Origin of the sequence: Pectobacterium zantedeschiae, from assembly GCF_004137795.1 — a bacterium.
Lineage (GTDB): Bacteria > Pseudomonadota > Gammaproteobacteria > Enterobacterales > Enterobacteriaceae > Pectobacterium > Pectobacterium zantedeschiae.
Map to the genome: position 1 here is coordinate 3159057 of NZ_NWTM01000001.1, position 21897 is coordinate 3180953.

Sequence of the window (21897 nt, forward strand, 5' to 3'; positions counted from 1 at the left end):
AAAAAAATGAGGTTCTGATTTTAATTCAAGAGGATGAGATCAATAAAAATTCTATTTTTTACTGGGTGTGACACCGTGCTCAGAGAAATACGAGGGTATCTGGAAAGATCGGGGAAAATAGGCAGGAATAGCGGAAATTCAGGCAATACATTGATTCTGAAAAATGGTTCAACAAGGGGAGATTCCTCCACCATCCGACCTGATGGAGGGAAACCCCATGGCATTTCTTCCGCTGGAACATTCCATTTAATGAACCAGGTTAGACACATGCTTAAAAGATAGCTGACGTTCACCTGTCGTTTGAGCTATTTCGAAAACTCAACTCTCGGTGGCGTTACACCTCAATCTCCGCCTTATCGCCTTTCTCTTGCAGCCAGTTTCGGCGATCTTCCGAGCGTTTCTTCGCCAGAAGCATATCCATCATCGCCATTGTCTGATCCATATCTTCTTCGTTGATGGTCAACTGCACCAGACGACGAGTATTAGGATCCAGCGTAGTTTCACGCAGCTGTAGCGGGTTCATTTCACCCAGACCTTTAAAGCGCTGTACGTTAGGCTTGCCTCTCTTACGCTTAAGCTGTTCCAACACGCCCGCTTTTTCCTCTTCATCCAGCGCGTAATAAACCTCTTTGCCCAGATCGATACGATACAACGGCGGCATGGCGACATAAACGTGCCCGCCCTGAACCAGCGCCCGGAAATGGCGGACAAACAGCGCGCACAGCAGCGTCGCGATGTGCAAGCCATCAGAGTCCGCATCCGCCAGAATACAGATTTTGCCGTAGCGCAGTTGGCTGAGGTCGGTGCTGTCGGGATCGATACCGATCGCCACCGAAATATCATGGACTTCCTGCGAAGCCAAAACTTCATCAGAGGAAACTTCCCAGGTATTCAGGATCTTACCTTTCAGCGGCATAATCGCCTGGAATTCACGTTCGCGCGCCTGTTTAGCCGATCCGCCCGCTGAATCCCCTTCCACCAGAAACAGTTCCGTACGGTTGAGATCCTGCGAGGTACAATCTGCCAGTTTGCCCGGCAACGCAGGCCCACTGGTCAGCTTTTTACGCACCACTTTTTTGGCTGCACGCATGCGTCGCTGAGCGCTGGAGATAGCCAGCTCAGCCAGTTGCTCTGCGGCCTGTACGTTCTGGTTCAACCACAGGCTGAAGGCATCTTTCACGACGCCGGACACAAATGCGGCGCACTGACGAGAAGAGAGACGTTCTTTAGTCTGCCCGGCAAACTGCGGTTCCTGCATTTTTACCGACAGCACGTAAGCACAGCGTTCCCAGATATCATCTGCGCTCAGCTTCACGCCACGCGGCAAAATATTACGGAATTCGCAAAACTCACGCATCGCATCCAACAGTCCTTGACGCAAGCCGTTAACGTGCGTCCCGCCCATTGGCGTCGGAATGAGGTTAACGTAGCTTTCCGTCAGCAGTTCACCACCTTCCGGTAGCCAGAGTAGCGCCCAGTCTACGGCTTCCGTATCACCGGTAATCGACCCCAGAAACGGTTTTTCTGGCAGTGTGATCAAGCCATTTATCGCCTCACACAGGTAGTCGTTCAGGCCATCCTGATAGCACCAACGCTGCTCGGTATTGTTAACTTTATCTTTGAAGATGATTTCCACACCGGGGCACAAGACCGCTTTGGCCTTCAGCAGGTGCGTCAAACGAGATACCGAAAAGCGTGCGCTGTCGAAGAATTTCTCATCCGGCCAGAAGTGCACGCGCGTACCGGTGTTACGGCGTCCGCAGGTGCCTGTTACCGTCAGTTCCTGCACTTTATCGCCGTTTTCAAACGCAATGTCATAGACCTGACCATCGCGCTTGACGGTGACTTCAACACGGGTAGACAGAGCGTTCACCACGGAAATCCCTACGCCGTGCAAGCCGCCTGAAAACTGATAGTTTTTACCGGAAAATTTGCCGCCCGCGTGCAAACGACAGAGGATCAACTCAACGGCGGGTACCCCCTCTTCTGGGTGAATATCCACCGGCATCCCACGGCCATCATCAATCACCTCTAGCGACTGATCGGCGTGTAAAATCACATCAATACGGCGCGCATGACCCGCCAGCGCTTCATCAACGCTATTATCTATGACCTCTTGTCCCAGATGGTTAGGACGCGTGGTATCGGTGTACATTCCCGGACGACGGCGCACCGGTTCCAGTCCGCTGAGTACTTCAATCGCATCAGCGTTATAACTTGATTGAGCCATAGTTTGCGTTAATTCTTTGAGTTCAGTGAATGGTGTTTAACGAAGCGCTTTCGGCGATTCGTTTTTCAATGCATATGTGGCGATTCAGTCTGTCGTGAGCCCTAGAAAATTCACAATTGGTGTGAAAAATTGCTCAAATCCAACAAAGGCATGATTGCCCCCTGACTCCACAGTTTGACGGCAGGCCGTGTAATACGCGACTGCCTGACGATAGTCCAGAACCTCATCTCCCGTCTGCAACAGCAGCCAGAGCAAATCCGGCGATTCTAGTCGGTCAACCTGCATGACCTTCAGATCGTACACGTGCCGAGACTCTAGCACATATTGTTCGCCGGTGTAGGGGTTCTGATATTCGCCCAGATGGTCCAGCAACAGCTCAAACGGCTTCACCGCCGGATTCACCACCACGGCAGGCAGCATAAAACACTGGGATAGCCAGGTGGCATAATAACCACCGAGGGAAGAACCAACAATCCCCACCGGTCGACCCGCCCGTTCCATAATCAACGATTCCATCATCTCGGCGGCCTCTGCCGGATAAGGCGGCAACTGTGGAATTACCATGTCAATTTCAGGATGCTGTTCTGCCAGCCACGTTTTCAGCGCCGTCGCTTTCGCCGACTGTGGCGTACTGTTGAAGCCATGTAGATAAAGAAGCGTTGGCATTAGTAACCGTCCGAATCCATGTCAGGCAGGAATTCGCTGCCCGACAGGCGGTAAACCTCAGTTTCCAGGCGACCATCCGGCAGCAAGTCTAAATAGCGCCATCCCGGCGCTACATTATCAATAGTGAAATTGGTACAGTGCGGTTTGAACTGCACGCAAGTCGACGGCGTTGCCAGCAGGCGGCGGCCATGCCAGTCAAAATCCATCTCCTGATGAATATGCCCACATAGCACAGTGTTCACCTGTGGATAACGATCCAGTACCGCAGAGAGATTGTGCGCATTACGCAGGCTGTGCTGATCGAGCCAGGTACAACCGGAAGGGTGCGGATGATGGTGCAACAGCAGTAGCGTAAACCGATCGGGCTGGCTTTTCAGGCTACGCTCCAACCATTCAAGCTGGTATTCGCTCAGTTCACCGTGCGGTACGCCAAACACCTGGCTATCCAGTAAGATAATCTGCCACTTGTCGCCCAGCAACACATGCTTGGACGGCGCAATACCAGCATCAGCCAGTGCGTCAACCATCGCGGGTTGGAAATCGTGGTTACCTGGAAGCCATACGCAAGGTGCAGGGATCTGTGCGATCCCACGTGAGAAATGGTGATAGGCTTGCAACGTATGATCCTGCGCCAAATCGCCCGTCGCCACGATTAAATCAAACACATCCTGCCGATCCTTGATGGCATTCAGCACAGCGTGATAGCTACGATAGGTGTTGATACCCAGCAGGGTTTCATGCTCGCCCGCAAAAAGATGGGTATCTGTTATTTGTAAAATCCTGACTCTGGCGCCACTCGCCACAGGCAGTGTCAACAGGCTTTCCAAATGGTGTCCTTGGTTACGTAAATCTGTCTCTACCCGTCATCTTTCAAATTGCAGAATACGCTAGGTTTCCCTTGGTGGCTTGACCGTCGCCGTCCTGCGCCTTGAAATCTATTGGGTATCAAAAACCGGTATCGACATCGAACCATACGCCAAACAATACTTTAGCCAATCAGCGAGAAACTGATTAATTTGATGCTTTTCGTCACGTTGATGTAACTTCTTATTAGGATAATCATAACGTGCTTTGAAACGAAAGATCTGCTGGCTGGCACACACTTCCGCAACCAACGCATCATGATACAACCTAACGCTCATCATTGGCAGACTCCAGTAGCTTACAGCAGGTGCCGTCTGCTTAATTTCGACCAATGAGGTATAGCGAGTAGATTCAAGAATCGTCAGTTGATAGACCGCATTATCGACGTGATAAACCGCGATTTCACCAACTTCATCAACTTTTGGCAACAAACGCCGTAATTGCATGAAATTGGTTTCACATAGCCTCATCATGGCAGGGAAATCCGGTGTATAACGCTTCATAAATTCAACCCACCCACGCGCGCTTCAGTTCTTCATGGTGCAACGCCAACCATTGCAAGGCAATGACAGACGCCGCGTTATCAACAATCCCCGCTTCAACCCATTGATAGCTCTGCTCACGGCTCACCACATGTACGCGGATATCTTCATTTTCTTCCGCCAGGCCGTGAATCCCTGTCGCCGTACGGGTATCCACTTCACCCACCATCACCGCCAGACGTTCGCTGGTGCCACCGGGGCTGGAAAGATAGTTGATTATCGGTCGGCAGCGGCCAACCCTTAATCCAGCCTCTTCCTCGGCTTCACGCCGCGCCACATCTTCGTCGCTTTCTCCTGGTTCAATCATGCCAGCCACCAGCTCAAACAGCCAGGGAGATGCGCTGGTGTCATAGGCAGCGATACGAATCTGTTCTATTAATACCACTTCATCACGCACCGGATCGTAAGGCAGCAACACCACGGCATGGCCACGATCTAAAATCTCACGGCTGACTTCACCACTCATACCACCATTAAACAGGCGATGACGGAAGCGGTAACGCTCCAGCGAAAAAAAACCGTCGTACAACGTTTCACGTGCAATAATTTCTACATCATCTTTGGTGAAAGTAACTGGGCCGGATACGGAAGACGCCATGGCTGCACTCCTGTAACAAGTATTAATGGAATTCGGTATTGTATGGCGGAATCCGCTGTCATTATACTCATCATTGTTTTTGAACGTTTATTAGGCATAACGTCCGCGAGGTGGGACTATATCCCTCCGTCGCATCAGTTTTCGATGCCTTACTGAATCGCAAAACGTCGCACTGAATCATCCAACGGGCCAATTTACCTGACCATTTGGACATATTCCGCTGAAAGATGGCACGTTCAGCTACCTTATCCTATTGGCAGATTCTGATAGAATCGACAATTATTCGTCTACAGACAGCGCTACCATCGCGAGATTGCTGCACAACAAGGAATGCAAATGAAGAAATTGCTCCCTCTTCTTATTGGTCTGAGCCTGGGTGGCTTTAGCGCCATGAGTCAGGCGGAAAACCTGTTACAGGTCTACCAACAGGCAAAAAGCACCAACCCTGATTTACGCAGCTCTGCGGCAACCCGCGACGCCGCGTTTGAAAAAATCAACGAATCACGCAGCCCATTACTACCGCAGTTGGGTTTAGGCGCTGACTATACCTACAACAAAGGCTATCGTGACAGCAAAGGCGTCAACAGCGACGTCAAGGGTGCGTCACTGCAATTAACCCAGACGCTGTTCGACATGTCCAAATGGCGTGCGCTGACGTTGCAGGAAAAACAGGCCGGTATTGAAGACGTAACCTATCAGACCGCTCAGCAAAACCTGATGCTGAACACGGCGACCGCTTATTTCAACGTACTGCGCGCTATTGACTCACTGTCCTACATCAATGCACAGAAACAGGCGATTTATCGCCAGTTGGATCAAACGACACAGCGTTTCAACGTAGGTTTGGTTGCCATTACCGACGTTCAGAACGCCCGTGCCCAGTATGACAGCGTGTTGGCAAATGAAGTGTTGACACGTAATACGCTGGATAATGCACTGGAATCCCTGCGCCAGATAACTGGCAATTTCTACCCGCAATTGGCTGGTCTGAACATCGAACGTTTCTCTACCCAGAAACCGGAAGCCGTTAACAACCTGCTGAAAGAAGCCGAAAACCGTAACCTGAACCTGTTGTCCGCACGTTTGAGCCAGGATTTGGCACGTGAGCAGATCCGTTCCGCCGAAACAGGCTATATGCCAACGCTGGATCTCACCGCATCGACGGGCGTGAGCGATACTCGCTACTCGGGTTCAAGAACACAGAACAGTAACTCATTTAACGATTCAGACGCTGGGCAGCATAAAGTGGGGATTAACTTCACTCTGCCACTTTACAGCGGTGGCGCGACCAATTCTCAGGTGAAGCAGGCGCAGCACAGCTATGTTAGTTCTAGTGAACTGCTGGAAAGCGCACACCGTTCCGTTATTCAGACGGTACGCTCATCGTTTAACAACATTTCAGCCTCCATCAGCAGCATCAACGCTTACAAACAGGCTGAAGTGTCTGCACAGAGCTCTCTGGATGCAATGGAAGCCGGTTATCAGGTAGGAACGCGCACCATCGTTGACGTACTTGATGCAACTACCACGCTGTATAACGCCAAACAGCAGCTCTCCAGCGCGCGTTATGATTACCTGATTAATCAGTTAAATATCAAGTCCGCGCAGGGCACTCTGAGCGAAGCCGACCTGCAAGCGCTGAATGCGTCATTAGGTCAGCCAGTATCAACAACACCGACTGTAACAGACAATACTGCTCCGCAGGCAATGACCACCTCAGCGCAGCGTTAATCTGACACGTTGGTAAGCATCAGATACAGGGGAACCACGGTTCCCCTTTTTTATATCCGCATTTTTTCCACAAAATAACGTAACGGCATCAGCACGCTGGGGCCGTCTTCTTTCTTCATAAGGAGAAACGTTGCACGACTCAAAGCCTATCCCAGTAGGCGTGATTGGTGCAGCCAGTTTGGACACGGACAGCGCGCAGACAACATGTAACGCATGTTGAACGGACGCAGCTCCGACCCTACGGGCCGTCCCAAGGGGCGTTCAAACGCCATTGCGTTTGTGCGAACACTGCCCAGGTTCAAAATGGCAAATGAAATAGCCCTCATGGGTAGGATTTTAATGTATAGCAACGTAAAGACCCCCTCCGTTACACCCATTGCCGCTTTAAATTCAAGCAACGTTCCCCTATTCTTAGGCACACTTATTTGTTATTGGCCGTGATGCTTTGCTCTGGGATAAACACAATGAAACGCACAAAAAATATTAATCAGGAAATGTTCCGCAAGGAATGGCGAACGCACCGTCTGGCACCTGTTGCTTTGGCCGTCAGCGCCGTATTTTTCCTCGCGGGCTGCGAACAAACCGATGAAACCGTCTCCCTCTACCAGAATGCGGATGACTGTTCGTCAGCGAACCCGTCAATGGCTGCCCAATGCACCACCGCGTACAATAATGCGTTAAAAGAAGCGGAAAAAACGGCCCCCAAATACGCGACGAAAGAAGACTGCGTAGCGGAATTTGGCGAAGCACAATGTACCCAAACTCCCGCACCTGCACAGGCAGGCATGGCAGCAGAATCTCAACAGGGCGGAGGTATGTCCTGGATGCCATTGATGGCCGGTTACATGATGGGCAGAATGATGGGTGGCGGTGCCGGTTTCGCACAGCAGCCGCTATTCAGTCCAAAAACGCCAGCCAGCCCAGCCAATGGCCAATTTGTTGATGCCGCTGGTAAAAACTACGGCAACGCGACAACAGGCCGCACAATGACCGTGCCTAAAACCGCACTGGCACCAAAACCTGCGACAACCTCGACCATCACGCGTGGTGGCTTTGGTGAAACAGTCGCGAAGCAAAACAGCATGCAACGCAGCAGCGCCAGCTCAAGTTCCAGCTCTTCCCGTAGCATGGGCGGCTGAGGACGTATCGAATGAAGCGGATAGATATTACAGCGCGTCCTGACTGGCAGGAAAAAGCCACCGAATTTGGTTTTCGTTTCCACACCATGTACGGCGAGCCCTACTGGAGCGAAGAGGCATACTACCAGTTCACGCTTGCTCAGATCGAAGAGCTGGAAGAAACCACGGCAGAACTGCACCAGATGTGTCTGCAAGTAGTGGAAAAAGTCATTAACAGTGACGCGCTGCTCGCCAAATTTCAAATTCCTAAACACACCTGGGAATTCGTCAGACACTCATGGCGCACCAATCAGCCTTCGCTGTATTCGCGTCTCGATCTGGCGTATGACGGCAAATCTCCAGCTAAGCTGCTGGAAAACAATGCGGACACGCCAACATCGCTGTACGAAGCTGCTTTTTTCCAATGGTTGTGGCTGGAAGATCAAATCAACGCCGGAAATCTGCCGCAGAATTCTGACCAGTACAACAGCATTCAGGAAAAGCTGATCGAACGCTTTGAAGAGCTAAAGCTGAACCACGGCTTTGGCTTGCTGCACTTTGCCTGCTGCCAGGATACGGAAGAAGATCGCGGTACGGTGCAATATCTTCAGGATTGCGCTCTGGAAGCGGGCCTGCCAAGCGAATTTCTGTACATCGAGGAAATTGGCCTCGGTGAGAAAGGTCAGTTTACCGACCCTGAAAATCAGGTAATTGGTAACCTGTTCAAGCTGTATCCGTGGGAATTCATGCTGCGTGAAATGTTTTCCACCAAGCTGGAAGATGCTGGCGTGCGTTGGCTGGAGCCTGCTTGGAAAAGTATCATTTCCAATAAAGCGCTGCTGCCGATGCTGTGGGAAATGTTCCCGAATCACCCCAATCTGCTTCCTGCCTACTTTGCGGAAGATGAACATCCCGAACTGGACAGCTACGTCATCAAGCCGCTGTTTTCACGCGAGGGGGCGAACATCCGGATCGTTGAAAACGGAAAAGAGATTGCGTCAGCCGACGGCCCTTACGGCGAAGAAGGTATGATCGTCCAGCAATATCATCAATTGCCGAAGTTCGGCGACAGCTACACGCTGATTGGTAGTTGGTTGGTGAACGATCAGCCTTGCGGTATCGGCGTACGTGAAGATCGTGCTCTGATCACGCAGGATCTCTCGCGCTTCTATCCGCACACCATTCTGGATTAAGCCGCAAAATTGAAAGTAATAAGGCACGGTTTTCACCGTGCCTTCTCATTTCTAAAGCAAAGAGTAGGTTATCCCACCTGTACCGACAGCATACTCAGCGATCCCATCTCGAGCCCATCAACGGGAATACTAATCGCTTCTTTGCCATCCCAACTGCCCAGCACATAAAGCAGCGGGAAATAGTGATCGGGCGTCGGGTTAGATAATGCGGCACCATCATGCTGCATAAAATTAACCAGCGGATGGTCGTCTCCCTGATAAGTCAGGTTATCACGCACATATTGATTGAATGAGACGGCCCAAGGATAAGGCTCCGCATCACCGTCCCATTTCACCATCCGCAGGTTATGCACGACGTTGCCACTGGCCACAATCATGAAGCCTTCATCACGCAGTGCCGCCAGCTTGCGCCCTAGCTCGTAGTGATACTCAGCAGGCTGTGTGCCGTCCACGCTCAGTTGCACAACAGGGATATCCGCATTTGGGTACATCTTAATCAGCACGCCCCAGGAACCATGATCCAAACCCCACTGGCTTTGATCGGCGGTAACAGGATACGGAGCTAGCACCTGCTGGATTCTCGCCGCTAACTCAGGTGAGCCGGGGGCTGGATACTGGGTATCAAACAGCGCCTGTGGGAAACCGCCAAAATCATGGATTGTGCGTGGTTTCTCCATCGCCGTCACAGCCGTGCCACGGGTATACCAGTGGGCAGAAACGGCAATAATTGCCTTCGGACGCGGCAGCGTCTCGCCTAGCGTTTGCCATGCCTGAGTATAAGTATTGCTTTCCAACACGTTCATCGGGCTACCGTGGCCGAGGAACAATGCAGGCATCCGGGAAGTGTTGTTCATAGTCATATCCTCTGAAAGATGTCAGCGAACGTGCCGCAGCACGTGATGACATTACTCTACGCGCTTTATGACATAGAAAAAGTCAGAGTTATGTGATGGAGAACATCAATTAATTTGAAATTGCCTGAATATCTACTAGTCCAGGATGAGGAAAAGCAAAACCCCGCCGAAGCGGGGTTTTATGATGAAGGGAGTTGACCGTTAAGCCGGGTTCTGTCGTGGACAGTCATTCATCTAGGCCAGCAATCACTCACTGGCTCAAGCAGCCTACCCGGGTTCAGTACGGGCCGTACCATGTGAACCCCTATTTGGCCTTGCTCCGGGTGGAGTTTACCGTGCCACGAACTGTTGCCAGTCGCGCGGTGCGCTCTTACCGCACCCTTTCACCCTTACCTGATCCCACTTGCGTGGGCCATCGGCGGTTTGCTCTCTGTTGCACTAGTCGTAGGCTTGCGCCTCCCAGGCGTTACCTGGCACCCTGCCCTATGGAGCCCGGACTTTCCTCCCCTCCACCTGTCTCCCCCGAAAGGGACGGCAGTGAAGCGGCGACTGTCTGGTCAACTCCGGCGCGGATAATAGGGTAAATTGCCCTACTTGTCATCCCCCGATTCATCACTCTCACCTTCTTGCTCCAACCCATAGCGGTAAAGTGCATTTTTCTTCACGCCGTGAATTTCAGCCGCCAATGCCGCCGCTTTCTTCAGCGGTAGCTCAGCGCGCAATAGTGCCAACGTGCGCAGAGCCTCGGAGGGCAGGAGGTTCTCATCCACCTGATGCCCCTCGACAATCAGTACCATTTCCCCTTTGCGGCGATTCTCATCTTCTTTCACCCAGGCAAGCAGTTCACCCACAGGCGCGCCATGAATCGACTCCCAGGTTTTAGTGATTTCGCGCGCTAACACCACATAGCGCTCAGCCCCCAGTACTTCACTGATATCCTGCAAGCTGTCCAAAAGACGATGTGTCGATTCGTAGAAAATCAGCGTGCGGGGTTCTTCTCCTAGCTCACGCAGCTTATCTTTGCGCCCTTTGGTTTTGGCTGGGAGAAAACCTTCATAGCAAAAACGATCGGACGCCAGACCTGAGGCGGAGAGTGCCGTTATCGCTGCACACGCGCCCGGTAGTGGTACGACGCGAACGCCCGCTTCGCGGCAACGTCGAACCAAATGGTAACCAGGGTCGTTAATCAGCGGCGTTCCCGCATCTGAAACCAGCGCGATGCTTTGCCCTGACTGCAATTTAGCCAGCAACACATCCGCTTTTTGTTGTTCGTTATGGTCGTGTAATGCGAACAGCCGCGCATTAATCGCAAAATGTTGTAACAGCAAACCGGTATGGCGGGTATCCTCGGCGGCGATCAGATCAACGCTTGCCAATACTGCTAGCGCACGCTGCGTGATGTCGCCCAGATTGCCGATTGGCGTAGGGACAATGTAGAGGGTAGATGCAGAAATATCTGCTTGTTGGTCTTGATTCATTGTTTCATCCGGGTTGCCGATTTAATATTGAGCATCTTTAAAAAAAATCACTGGATACAGTATGCTTCCCTTTCATTTCGTCCGTACCCAGGCAGGGCGTGCTATCCCTGTTTTGTTAGCGGCACTGTTTCTCGCAGGCTGTCCAAGTCAGGCACCGCAGAGCCCACCACCCGAGGTTCAGGGCAAAGCCGACGCATCATCCGATTATTATCTGCAACAGATGCAGCAAAGTAGCGATAATAACAAGGCTGACTGGCAATTACTTGCTATTCGTTCCCTACTACAGGAAGGGAAAGCTCCTCAGGCAAGCCAACAGTTCAGCACCCTGCCAGAAAAACTGAGCGCGGCGCAGAAGCAAGAACAGCAGCTACTCAGTGCAGAACTGTCTGTCGCTCAGAACAGTATGGACGCGGCTAAAGCCGCGCTGAGCCAGCTTGATGTAAGCGCACTTTCCGATCAGCAAAAACAGCGTTACTACCAGACGCAAATCAAAACAGCACAAGGACGTCCTTCCATTGAGCTGCTGCGGGCTTACATCGCTCAGGAACCACTGCTGAAAGGCGACGAACATCAGATGAACCTCGATCAGACCTGGCTGGCATTGACACAAATGTCACCGCAGGAGTCTGGGGCGCTGCTGATTAACGCAAATGAAAACGTGCTCCAGGGCTGGGTGGATCTGCTGAACAACTACCAGAACAACCGCGAATCGCCCGATCAGTTACAGAGCGCGATTCAGGACTGGCAAACCCGTTATCCGCATCATCCTGCTGCGAAAAAACTGCCTACACAGTTAAATCAGGTCATCAATTATCAGCCGTCGTCAGTCAATAGCATCGCTCTGCTGTTGCCGCTTAACGGTCAGGCGCAGGTTTTCGCCAATGCTATTCAGCAAGGTTTTAACGCGGCAAAGAATGGTCAGATAGCCAACGCGCCCGTATCTGCTCCTGCTGTTCCCTCAACGGATGCGACACAAGCTGGACAGATGACACCATCATCGGATGGACAGAGCGCCCAGTCACCTGCGCCATACAGCGATCAGGCGGTAGCATCAACGACACCAGCACCTGAAGCACAGGCTACAAGCACAGGGCTGTCCAGTTCGCTCCCGGTAAAAGTGTATGACACGTCTTCGCAACCGCTGGCCAATATTCTTACACAGGCACAGCAGGATGGCGCATCACTGGTCATCGGTCCGCTGCTGAAAAATGAAGTGGATCAGTTGGCTAACAGTCAGTCGCCGCTGAATATTTTGGCACTGAACCAGCCAGAACATGTCGAAAACAGCCCTAACATCTGCTATTTCGCCCTCTCCCCAGAAGATGAAGCCAGAGATGCTGCAAAATTTATCCACCAGCAGGGTAAACAGCAGCCGCTGGTCTTAGCCCCTCGCGGTGCGCTGGGCGACCGTATCGTCAACGCATTCGCTCAGGCCTGGAACCAGCAAAGCGGCACCAGTTCTCTGCAACAACGCTTTGGTAACACGGCAGAGTTAAAACAGGCCATCAATAGCGGTGCGGGCTTAAGCCTGAACGGCCAGCCCGTTAACGTGTCGCAACAGCCGACACAGCCGGGTACCACTATCGGCGGTCTGACCATCCCGTCACAGGTTCAACCAACGACCAGTTCGTCAGTGAGTGGCAATATCGATGCGGTCTATATCATCGCAACACCAGACGAGCTGGCGCTGATTAAGCCGATGATCGACATGCGCACCACGTCGCGTGCGCGTCCGGCGCTCTATGCCAGCTCACGTAGCTTCCAGGCTGGATTAGGCCCTGATTTCCGCCTCGAAATGGAAGGTTTGCAGTTCAGCGATATCCCACTGCTTGCTGGCGCGAATCCAGCATTGATGCAGCAGGTCAGCAGCCAGTTTAAAAACGATTACTCGTTAGTCCGCCTGTATGCCATGGGGATGGATGCCTGGACGCTCGCCAGCCACTTTGGTGAAATGCGCCAGATTCCGGGCCACCAGATTTCCGGCGCAACAGGAATGTTGAGTTCAGGACCGGATTGCACTATCAATCGGCAGTTAACCTGGCAGCAGTATCGTCAGGGCCAGTTGGTACCCGTTCTCTGAATCAACGAGCGGCTGGCGCAGTTTACGAACAACAGGCTCGGCGCTATCTTGAACGCGCAGGCCTCACCTTCACCGCCGCGAATGTTACGCTACGCGGCGGCGAACTGGATTTGATCATGCGCGATCGCCATATCTGGGTGTTTGTCGAAGTGCGCTATCGGCGCAACGCACATTTTGGTGATGCAGCAGCCAGCATCACCCGACGCAAACAGCAGCGGTTACTGCATGCCGCCACTGTGTGGTTAGCGCAACGAGATGCCAGCTTTGACACAGTGGATTGCCGTTTTGACGTGCTGGCCATTACGGGCGAACAGTTCAACTGGATCCCCAATGCCTTTGCTGCACAGGGATAATACATCCTTGATGAATTTCAATTTACGTAGGTTAATTCAACGTGCTGGATAGAATAAAAGTTTGTTTTACCGAGAGTATTCAAACGCAGATTGCAGCGGCAGAAGCCTTGCCTGACGCCATTTCACGTGGTGCAATCGCGATGGTGCAGTCTCTGCTGAACGGCAACAAGATTCTGTGCTGCGGTAACGGAACATCAGCAGCAAATTCGCAGCATTTTGCCGCCAGCATGATTAATCGCTTTGAAGCCGAACGCCCCAGCTTACCGGCAATCGCACTTAATGCGGATAATGTGGTCTTAACTGCGATAGCCAATGACCGCCTGCATGAAGAGGTCTATGCCAAACAAGTCAGGGCGTTAGGTCAGGCAGGCGACGTACTATTGGCAATTTCAACCCGTGGCAACAGCCGCGATATTGTTAAAGCCGTAGAATCTGCCGTGACCCGCGACATGACGATTGTCGCCCTGACTGGCTACGATGGCGGAGAACTGGCCGGGTTGCTCGGTCCACAGGATGTGGAAATTCGCATCCCGTCACACCGTAGCGCCCGAATTCAGGAAATGCACATGTTGACAGTAAATTGCCTGTGCGATTTGATTGATAACACACTTTTTCCACACCAGAACGATTGAAGGAGCACTACATGAGGATAAGTTCTGCATTTGCCGTGCTGTCTATCGCCCTGCTGCTACAAGGCTGTGTCGGGGTTGTTGCTGTTGGCAGTGCCGTGGCAACCAAAACGGCTACTGACCCGCGTACTGTAGGCACGCAGGTTGACGATGGCACACTGGAAGTCCGCGTGACGAATGCAATCAGCAAAGACGAGCAGTTGAAAAAAGATGCCCGTATCATTGCGACGGCTTATCAGGGGAAAGTATTGTTAACAGGACAGGCGCCAAATACCGAAATGGCAAGCCGGGCTAAACAAATTGCCCTCGGCGTGGATGGTGCGGCAGAAGTCTACAACGAAATACGCCAGGGTACTCCGGTATCAATGGGAACCGCCTCCATGGATACCTGGATCACCACCAAAGTTCGCTCACAAATCCTGGCGAGCGACACGGTTAAATCCTCTAACGTAAAAGTCACCACGGAAAATGGCGAAGTCTTCCTGTTAGGTTTAGTGACACAGCGTGAAGGTACCTCGGCCGCAGAAATCGCCAGTAAAGTTGGCGGCGTGAAGCACGTGACAACGGCCTTTACTTACCTGCAATAACGTTGTTATCTCTTTGCGTTTTCGATGGTTAAAAACCAAAACCGCTGATGTCTTCATCAGCGGTTTTTTATTTCTGCTCTTTTTATCCCGGTTCGGGTAAGCGTATCTTTACCTGATGGAATCACCGTACCACAGAATTACGGCGTAGCCGGAGTAAGTAACCAAAGTGCGCGACGGGTTTCAACGCTGACATGGCTCGGTTCTTTATCTCGCGCACTCGCCTCGCCAGTAAGCAATTCGGTAAAGCCTGCTTGCTTGATTTGCGTCTCGTAACGCGGCGTTTTCAAACCACGCTCCGCCTGCAATAACAACGGAATAAGACGGCTACTTTGCCTGTCCATCGTCTTGCGCGGCCACGCTTTATTTTCATCCAGATACGGTGCCATAAAATCCAATGCCTTTATCACACTGCTTCCTTTCGGCGTTTGGTACTGCCAGATATTCTCCCCGACACGGGAAGCCAAAATAGCCATATCCGTTATCGCCTGAAGATTGAAGTAGCTGTAATGGAAAGAGCGGGTACGCGCCAACTCTTCTGGCTGAGAACCATCCGGTTGCAGTTGGTGATCCAATTTCTCACGCTGCAATTGCGCCATGGATTTCACAAGGTCGATTTTCCCCAGATACCAGGCGATACCCGCAACCTGTACGGTATACCAGCTACCGTGGTTGTTCTGCGCCGTTGCTTCTTTTTTCCCCAGTTTGCTGGTTTGTAACCAGTGCAGATAATCACTCATCCATTTCTGCATCTGCTGCTCATCCTGCGTCGTCCAGCCCGGAGCCTGACGCAATATTATCAACGAGTCGACAATACGAGTGGAAAAGTAACGTCCGTCCAATACGCCCGAGCCCCTGCCCGGCGCAATGCCCGGCACGCCCTGCGCAAAATCGAGATTAGGGTTCATACGCGTAGCGGGGTCGATAAACCAGGTACGAATCATCGACATGGCCTTATCGGCATAAGCTTGTTTGCCGGAAAAATACCATGCCAGCGTCAATGCCTGCGTTTGGGCGGTGAATTTCGCCAGACGGACGCCATCAGTCTCGTCATCCTTGCTGGCAGGGTTTACCTGCCCATCACGACGAATCCAAGGCAAACCATCAGCTTTATCGGGATCGGGCCACCAGTAGGCGCTGAGGCTCAAATAATCATGCTTTGAACCACTGGGTGGCGTGGATTTCTTTTCCGTCACGCTGAGGTTATCACTTTTCAACGCACGATCGGCTTCCGAAATAAGCTGCTCATACGCCATTCGCATCTGTGGCTTCTCCGTTTTCTGCTGTAGCTGCTGTTTTACTGCGGATAACTGAGGCTGTTGCAAGAAGGCGTAGGGATTACCGGGGGATGCCGCTTTAGGCTCCGCATTCGCACGGACAACGGAAGCCATACAACACAATACAACCAGTAAACCTGACCAATAACGTAACCGCATACTTTCTCCTGATGTCGAAAACACGACCGTTAACGCGAAAATTTCTCGGTATACTAAACGAACAAGGTGACTTAATTCAGATTGTTGTCTCGCAAAAATGCATCGCCACCCATCTGTCGCATCTGACGTAAAATCCACTGCTGACGTTGAATCACATAGCCGGAGGGCGCATTCGCACGAAAGCGAATAGGGTTTGGTAGCACCGCCGCTAGCAAAGCAGATTCACTTGCCGTCAGCCTGCTGGCAGGCTTGTTGAAATAACGTTTAGCCGCCGCTTCAACGCCAAAAATACCGGGGCCAAACTCGGCAATATTCAGATACACGGTAAGAATTCGCCGTTTTGTCCAGACCAACTCCACCCCGGTGGTAATACCCGCCTCAAGCCCCTTACGCACCCAGCTACGTCCATCCCACAGAAACAGGTTCTTTACCATCTGCTGCGACAGCGTAGACGCACCGCGAATCCGCTGCGAATTGCGTTCGTTGTGCTTCAATGCCTGACCAATCGCATCAACATCGAAGCCCCAATGCTGAGGAAATTTTTGGTCTTCCGCCGCCATCACTGCCAGCGCCATTTCCGGTGCGATATCTTCCATCGACACCCAATCCGAATGGGCAACATAGGAAAACTCGCCTTTCAACCATGCGCTGATCTGTCTGTCGACCATCACCGCGGAGAACGGCACGGGCAGGAAAGAAAACAACAGAATGCCAGCCAGCCACGCACCGACGACAACCAACACACTCCGAACGATCAGGCGCTTCAACCACGCGAATAAGCCTCCACGCCCTCGGCTCCACCTCATTCGGTGAGATCCAATACGCGAGCAACGAGCTTATCAATCCCTTGTGCCGCTTCGCTGATGGAGTTAGCCAGCATATAGGCTGGTGTTGTCACGATTTTATGTTCTTCATCCACCACGATATCATCAACCGGGCAAACGACGTGGATTCCCCCCATCTCTTCGATGGCTTCGACGGTATCAATATCGTTACCAATGGTTACTCGGACAGGTACCCCCAAGATCGTCGGCAGCAGCGCGGGCGAGATGCAAATAAAGCCAATTGGTTTATTTTGCTTATAAATCTCCTGTGTGAGCAATTGCAGCGTTTCATCAATCTGGCAGGCCGATCCTTGCGTGGCAAAGTCGCTTAAATTTTTCGCAGCGCCAAAACCACCCGGCACAATCAGCGCATCTAACTCTTGTGTATTTGCTGTCGAAAGCGGCTGGATTTTTCCTCTGGCGATCCGTGCTGATTCTGCTAAAACGTTGCGATTCTCATCAGTTACGTCACCTGTAAGGTGATTAACCACCTGTAATTGCGGCTTATCTGGCGCAAAGCAAACCGCTTCTGCGCCTGCGCGATCCAGCGCAAGTAATGTCAACACGGCTTCATGAATCTCGGAACCGTCATAAACACCACAGCCACTAAGGACAATGCCGACTCGTTTCATCATCTTTTCCCTCATTTCATTACATCAACTAATTGATTTTTTAATTGACAAACACTAATCTACATCACACATTTTAATGATTCTTGTAACAAAGATTTCTACATTTGCTATTTTGTTGCTTGATGAAGATGTAAAGTAGTTAGGTTGTAATTGTTGTTGTAAGCTGTATGTCGTTAAGACAGTTAGATAAGACACGAATATCCGCACTTGCGAGTTTACAAAACCTGAAATCTAAATGCAGGTGCATGTTTTCCCTGGTGTTGGCGCATAATTCGCGCACCCCGGCTTCGGCCGGGGTCATTTTTTTCTACCGTATGAAAACGTGCAAAGCCTTGCATGCTCCTTCCCTCTTCACTCATCACCTACGCGCAATCTGCCAATTTTTTGCACTGATATCGCGTAAGATGAAAAAAATTCCTAGTCGTTTTATTCGCCACGTCCCTGTGGCCGCAACAGAACGTATCAGGACTCTTTTTCTGCTTTTGCTACCCAATCACGCAGCACCTGAACATCATGACGCCAGTCGTGCTTAAGTTCATCAACCCATTCCTGCACGTTATCCCACCATGCTGGTAACGATGAGGTCTGAATCTGTTGGGCAACCTGTTGCAGATGTCGTAGCCCGACAGAACCCGCCGCGCCTTTAATTTTGTGCCCTTCTTCCGTAATGCCTTTCTGGTCACGCGCCGTCATGTTGGAATCGAGAATCGCCAGATAGCCCGGCATCATCTGCTCAAACATCTCCAGACTTTGGTGAATCAGTTTCGGCCCCACCAAATCCAGATACTGTTCCAGCATCGGGATATCCAGCAGATCTTCTTTTGCTTGTGCCATTTCATCACCCTCTTCAACCATCGGTTCTTCCGTCCACACCGTGTGAGTATCCCAGTATTGCTTAATGACGGCCGTGAGCGCAGGTACCGACAGCGGTTTGCTAAGCACGTCATCCATACCCGCATCCAGATATTCGCGTTTATCCTTCAGCACGTTCGCCGTCAGCGCCACCAGCGGCGGCAGGCTACGGTTGCCATAGCGTGAACGTAGCTGACGTGCCACATCCAGCCCGGTCATATCCGGCAGTTGGATATCGAGCAGCACCAGATCGAATTCATCGGGATCGAACATATCCAGCGCTTCTTGCCCGGTCATCGCGACGTCCACGCTATTGCCCAGTTTTTCCAACACCGAGCGCGCAACCACCACGTTTAATTCGATGTCCTCCACCAGCAGAACGTTCAGCGCAGGTAGTGGTAAATCATCGTCTTCCAGGCCGCTTCCCGCTTCATCGACGCTCGGCGCAATGACAGTCAGAGTGAAGCAAGAGCCCTTACCTTGCGTACTGGAAACATGGATATCCCCTCCCATGCTTTGTGCCAGACGTTTCGACACCGCCAGACCGATTCCCGTACCCGTCGCAGGTTTCCCGCCGTGCTGGTCCTTAACCTGATAATACATGGCGAAGATTTTTTCCAATTCATCTGCTGGGATGCCCATCCCAGAATCTTCAACCTCGAAGCGCAGGCGATCGCCCTTTTCATGCCAGACGCGCACCACAATTTCGCCCTTTTCGCCATTTCCCCCCTTCGGCGTGAATTTCACCGCGTTACTGAGTAGGTTCCACAGAATCTGCCGCAGGCGCGTTCCGTCGGTAATCACTTTCTGTGGCAGAGGCGGGTGCTGGTCCATAATCAGCTTCAGGCCTTTCGGTTCCGCCAACAGGCCACCGAGGTTCTCCAGATCCACCAGGAAACCGGTGAAGTCGATCGGTTGGTTATCCAGTTGCACCTTGCGGCGCTCCTGTTTGTCCATCTCAATCACGTCGTTAAAAATATTGCCCAGCGTAATCGCGCTGACGTGGATGGTTTTCAGGTATTTTTGCTGTTCAGGGTCAAGTTGCGTATCCAGCAGGATGCGACTTAAGCCGACAATGCCATTAAGCGGCGTACGAAGCTCGTGGCTGATTGTTGAGATAAAAGTGGTCTTCTCCCTACTGGCGTTCTCTAACGCGTCCTGGTAACGCTTACGCTCCGTTATATCGCGTCCAAATCCCATCAGCCCGTGACGTTTTCCCATTCGGTCATAAAACGGCACTTTGCGCAGCTCAAAACAGGCTTTACGCCCATCGGGATAAACCAGCCACTGTTCGTAGGTCAGAGAAACGTTATGGCGGAACACTTTTTCGTCCGTCTCCATCACTTTCTCGGCAATATCGGGGGAGTAAACATCCTGCGGCGTCAGGCCAATCAGCTGCTTCTGGCTTTTGCCCACTAGCAGTTCCATCGCGCGGTTGCAGCCGGAGAATTCTTTTTCTTCGTTACGGTAGTAAACCAGATCCGGCGAGGCATCGAGGAACGAACGCAGCAACGCAGATTGCTGCTCCAGCTCAATTTGTGCCTGTTCGCGGCGGGACATCTCTTCTTTGAGTCGACTCATCACCAGCACACGAGCCTCTTCCGCTTTGATACGGTCGGCAATTTCCTGATTGAGCTGCGCAATGTTCTCCTGAAGCTGCACATTCAGCTCCAGATCCCGATGACGCATTTCTTCCAGTTTCGCCACCAGCTTCGACAGTCGCTGACGCGACTCTTCAAGCTGTTCCACCACCACAGAGAGGAAATAAACGGCCCAGGGCGTAATCAATAACCCGAAGAAAATGGAGCGGACGACGTCGATATTTTCGACCTCCCCGCTGAGCAATAGGGTGACCGCCATTTGCACCACCATCGCCAGCAGCACCAATACCGAGGCCAGCAGCAGTGAAAAACGGACAAGCCCCAGTTTTACCATCAAATCAACATAGTACTGAGCCAACAGACGAATTTGCTTCATAGCGATTTCCCTTAGACACCCACCTGCGCATCATAACGTAAAATAGCGGCTTATACGGCGCTACCCCGTAGATTCACAACATGAAATATTGGCTTCTACTGGCCGTGTCTTTTGACGAATTACACATCAGCATAGCGGTAGGGCGTGCCGAGCGCGGAACCCTGTACGCCATGCGTTTGCAGATAGCGGTCCAGCTCCACCATGCCCGTCCAACGGTTTTCACACCAGAGTGGAGCCAGCAGGGTTGGACGGCGGGCACTGGCGGAAATGCGGTGATAGATGACATCCGGCGGCGTATGGCGAATCATCTCTCCCGCCGTTTCTACATAGCGCTCCAGAGCCAATTCGGGAAGCCTTCCGGCTCGCCAGGCTTTCGCCATCGTGCTGCCTTCTACGATATGGAGAGGGTGAAGCTTAATGCCTTCCACCCCAGTCTCGACAACCTGCTCCAACGTCGTTAAACAACGCTGTGCGTCTTCTCCCGGTAAACCCACAATCAGATGGCTGCATACCTTCAAACCGCGTTCACGCGCGCGACGGGTGGTTTCCTGATAGCAGGCGAAGTCATGTCCACGATTAATACGATGCAGCGTTTTGTCACAGGCACTTTGCAACCCGAGTTCCAACCACACCTCATAGCCTCTGTCGTTATAATGGGACAGCAAATCCAACACGGCATCTGGCACGCAGTCGGGACGAGTTCCCACACAAAGCCCCACCATTTCGGCCTGCTTCAGCGCTTCCTGATACATGTTTTCCAGAACCTGAACCTCGGCATAGGTGCTGGTATATGCCTGAAAATAAGCCAGATAGCGCTTGGCCCGATTCACCTTTCCCGCCTGCGCCTCCAACTGCTGCGCAATGCTGCGTTGCTGCATCTGTTCATCGGCAAACGAGGCGACATTACAGAACGTACACCCGCCTCGCCCCAGCGTGCCATCACGGTTAGGGCAATTAAAACCACCGTGCAGCGTTAGCTTGTGGATCTTCTCGCCGTAGCGACGTTGAAGATTTCCGCCAAACATATTGATTAATTTTTGCAATTGCATATTCTAGCCTGCTCCCTTGAGGAACAGCAGACTACCTTTCTCTTGCCCCCTTCGCGATGACCGCGATCAATCACACACACCCCAATGAAATGCATTTTTATTCGCTTTTAGTGAAAATAAACTCACGTCCGTGCTAATTAATTTTTCTTATCCCGTATACAGGCTTAATGAAAAGATGAAGCAACACTTAAAAATAGTTTCATAAAA

19 protein-coding genes and 1 other RNA gene are annotated in these 21897 nt (G+C 51.8%); 7 read left to right on the forward strand and 13 right to left on the reverse strand.

The genetic code is table 11. The features are described 5' to 3' along the window. Positions 1 to 334 precede the first annotated feature (334 nt). The 5 genes from parE to nudF all read right to left on the reverse strand — a co-directional run bounded on the left by parE (position 335) and on the right by nudF (position 4900). Positions 335 to 2230, reverse strand: a complete 1896-nt coding sequence (parE, locus tag CLR69_RS14210) for a DNA topoisomerase IV subunit B (protein ID WP_039304131.1) — start codon at positions 2228 to 2230, stop codon at positions 335 to 337. Positions 2231 to 2314: 84 nt separating this feature from the next. Beyond that, on the reverse strand, positions 2315 to 2896 hold the full coding sequence (gene yqiA / locus CLR69_RS14215) for an esterase YqiA (RefSeq protein WP_129702552.1): 582 nt from the start codon (positions 2894 to 2896) through the stop codon (positions 2315 to 2317). Beyond that, positions 2896 to 3723 (reverse strand): 3',5'-cyclic-AMP phosphodiesterase, encoded by an 828-nt coding sequence (gene cpdA / locus CLR69_RS14220; RefSeq protein ID WP_129713523.1) that lies wholly within the window; start codon positions 3721 to 3723, stop codon positions 2896 to 2898. Before cpdA ends, yqiA begins: the two co-directional genes overlap by 1 nt. A gap of 108 nt (positions 3724 to 3831) precedes the next feature. Beyond that, a complete protein-coding gene (locus CLR69_RS14225) occupies positions 3832 to 4263 on the reverse strand; it encodes a DUF1249 family protein (RefSeq protein ID WP_039289649.1) in 432 nt (143 codons plus the stop codon). A gap of 4 nt (positions 4264 to 4267) precedes the next feature. Further along, positions 4268 to 4900: an ADP-ribose diphosphatase gene (gene nudF, locus CLR69_RS14230; RefSeq protein ID WP_129713524.1), complete on the reverse strand. Its 633-nt coding sequence runs from the start codon at positions 4898 to 4900 to the stop codon at positions 4268 to 4270. A gap of 336 nt (positions 4901 to 5236) precedes the next feature. Between nudF and tolC the strand changes: the two genes are divergently transcribed. From tolC to CLR69_RS14245, 3 genes are all read left to right on the forward strand, one after another. Then, on the forward strand, positions 5237 to 6631 hold the full coding sequence (tolC, locus tag CLR69_RS14235) for an outer membrane channel protein TolC (protein ID WP_129713525.1): 1395 nt from the start codon (positions 5237 to 5239) through the stop codon (positions 6629 to 6631). Between the two features lie 464 nt (positions 6632 to 7095). Beyond that, positions 7096 to 7770 carry a DUF1190 family protein gene (locus CLR69_RS14240; RefSeq protein ID WP_129702548.1) on the forward strand — a complete coding sequence of 225 codons (675 nt, stop codon included), beginning with the start codon at positions 7096 to 7098 and terminating at the stop codon, positions 7768 to 7770. An 11-nt stretch (positions 7771 to 7781) separates the two neighbouring features. Then, positions 7782 to 8942 carry a glutathionylspermidine synthase family protein gene (locus tag CLR69_RS14245; RefSeq protein ID WP_129713526.1) on the forward strand — a complete coding sequence of 387 codons (1161 nt, stop codon included), beginning with the start codon at positions 7782 to 7784 and terminating at the stop codon, positions 8940 to 8942. A gap of 68 nt (positions 8943 to 9010) precedes the next feature. On the opposite strand, the gene ygiD is transcribed toward CLR69_RS14245, so the two are convergent. From ygiD to rsmI, 3 genes are all read right to left on the reverse strand, one after another. Next, positions 9011 to 9796: a 4,5-DOPA-extradiol-dioxygenase gene (gene ygiD, locus CLR69_RS14250; RefSeq protein ID WP_129713527.1), complete on the reverse strand. Its 786-nt coding sequence runs from the start codon at positions 9794 to 9796 to the stop codon at positions 9011 to 9013. A gap of 186 nt (positions 9797 to 9982) precedes the next feature. Further along, positions 9983 to 10361, reverse strand: an RNA gene (gene rnpB, locus CLR69_RS14255) — RNase P RNA component class A. A gap of 25 nt (positions 10362 to 10386) precedes the next feature. Continuing rightward, positions 10387 to 11274 (reverse strand): 16S rRNA (cytidine(1402)-2'-O)-methyltransferase, encoded by an 888-nt coding sequence (gene rsmI, locus CLR69_RS14260; RefSeq protein WP_129713528.1) that lies wholly within the window; start codon positions 11272 to 11274, stop codon positions 10387 to 10389. Between the two features lie 61 nt (positions 11275 to 11335). Here rsmI and CLR69_RS14265 point away from each other — a divergent pair, with 61 nt between their 5' ends. From CLR69_RS14265 to dolP, 4 genes are read left to right on the forward strand one after another with little or no spacing between them, the layout of a single operon-like run. Next, the gene (locus CLR69_RS14265) at positions 11336 to 13354 is read left to right on the forward strand and encodes a penicillin-binding protein activator (RefSeq protein ID WP_129713529.1); all 2019 of its coding nucleotides are present in this window, start codon (positions 11336 to 11338) and stop codon (positions 13352 to 13354) included. Beyond that, positions 13351 to 13707, forward strand: coding sequence for a YraN family protein (locus CLR69_RS14270; protein WP_197730579.1), 357 nt, complete (start codon positions 13351 to 13353; stop codon positions 13705 to 13707). Before CLR69_RS14265 ends, CLR69_RS14270 begins: the two co-directional genes overlap by 4 nt. 41 nt (positions 13708 to 13748) lie before the next feature. Beyond that, the gene (diaA, locus tag CLR69_RS14275) at positions 13749 to 14339 is read left to right on the forward strand and encodes a DnaA initiator-associating protein DiaA (protein WP_005975525.1); all 591 of its coding nucleotides are present in this window, start codon (positions 13749 to 13751) and stop codon (positions 14337 to 14339) included. Between the two features lie 11 nt (positions 14340 to 14350). Further along, positions 14351 to 14923, forward strand: a complete 573-nt coding sequence (dolP, locus tag CLR69_RS14280; RefSeq protein ID WP_129702541.1) for a division/outer membrane stress-associated lipid-binding lipoprotein — start codon at positions 14351 to 14353, stop codon at positions 14921 to 14923. 137 nt (positions 14924 to 15060) lie between these two features. On the opposite strand, the gene CLR69_RS14285 is transcribed toward dolP, so the two are convergent. The 5 genes from CLR69_RS14285 to mnmL form a co-directional block, all read right to left on the reverse strand. Further along, positions 15061 to 16356: an alginate lyase family protein gene (locus CLR69_RS14285; RefSeq protein ID WP_129713530.1), complete on the reverse strand. Its 1296-nt coding sequence runs from the start codon at positions 16354 to 16356 to the stop codon at positions 15061 to 15063. 71 nt (positions 16357 to 16427) lie between these two features. After that, the gene (mtgA, locus tag CLR69_RS14290; protein ID WP_129713531.1) at positions 16428 to 17162 is read right to left on the reverse strand and encodes a monofunctional biosynthetic peptidoglycan transglycosylase; all 735 of its coding nucleotides are present in this window, start codon (positions 17160 to 17162) and stop codon (positions 16428 to 16430) included. Continuing rightward, a complete protein-coding gene (gene elbB, locus CLR69_RS14295; protein WP_129713568.1) occupies positions 17159 to 17812 on the reverse strand; it encodes an isoprenoid biosynthesis glyoxalase ElbB in 654 nt (217 codons plus the stop codon). Before elbB ends, mtgA begins: the two co-directional genes overlap by 4 nt. A gap of 462 nt (positions 17813 to 18274) precedes the next feature. Continuing rightward, positions 18275 to 20641 carry an aerobic respiration two-component sensor histidine kinase ArcB gene (gene arcB / locus CLR69_RS14300; RefSeq protein WP_129702538.1) on the reverse strand — a complete coding sequence of 789 codons (2367 nt, stop codon included), beginning with the start codon at positions 20639 to 20641 and terminating at the stop codon, positions 18275 to 18277. A gap of 119 nt (positions 20642 to 20760) precedes the next feature. Next, on the reverse strand, positions 20761 to 21690 hold the full coding sequence (mnmL, locus tag CLR69_RS14305; RefSeq protein WP_129702537.1) for a tRNA modification radical SAM protein MnmL/YtqA: 930 nt from the start codon (positions 21688 to 21690) through the stop codon (positions 20761 to 20763). Positions 21691 to 21897: the final 207 nt, after the last annotated feature.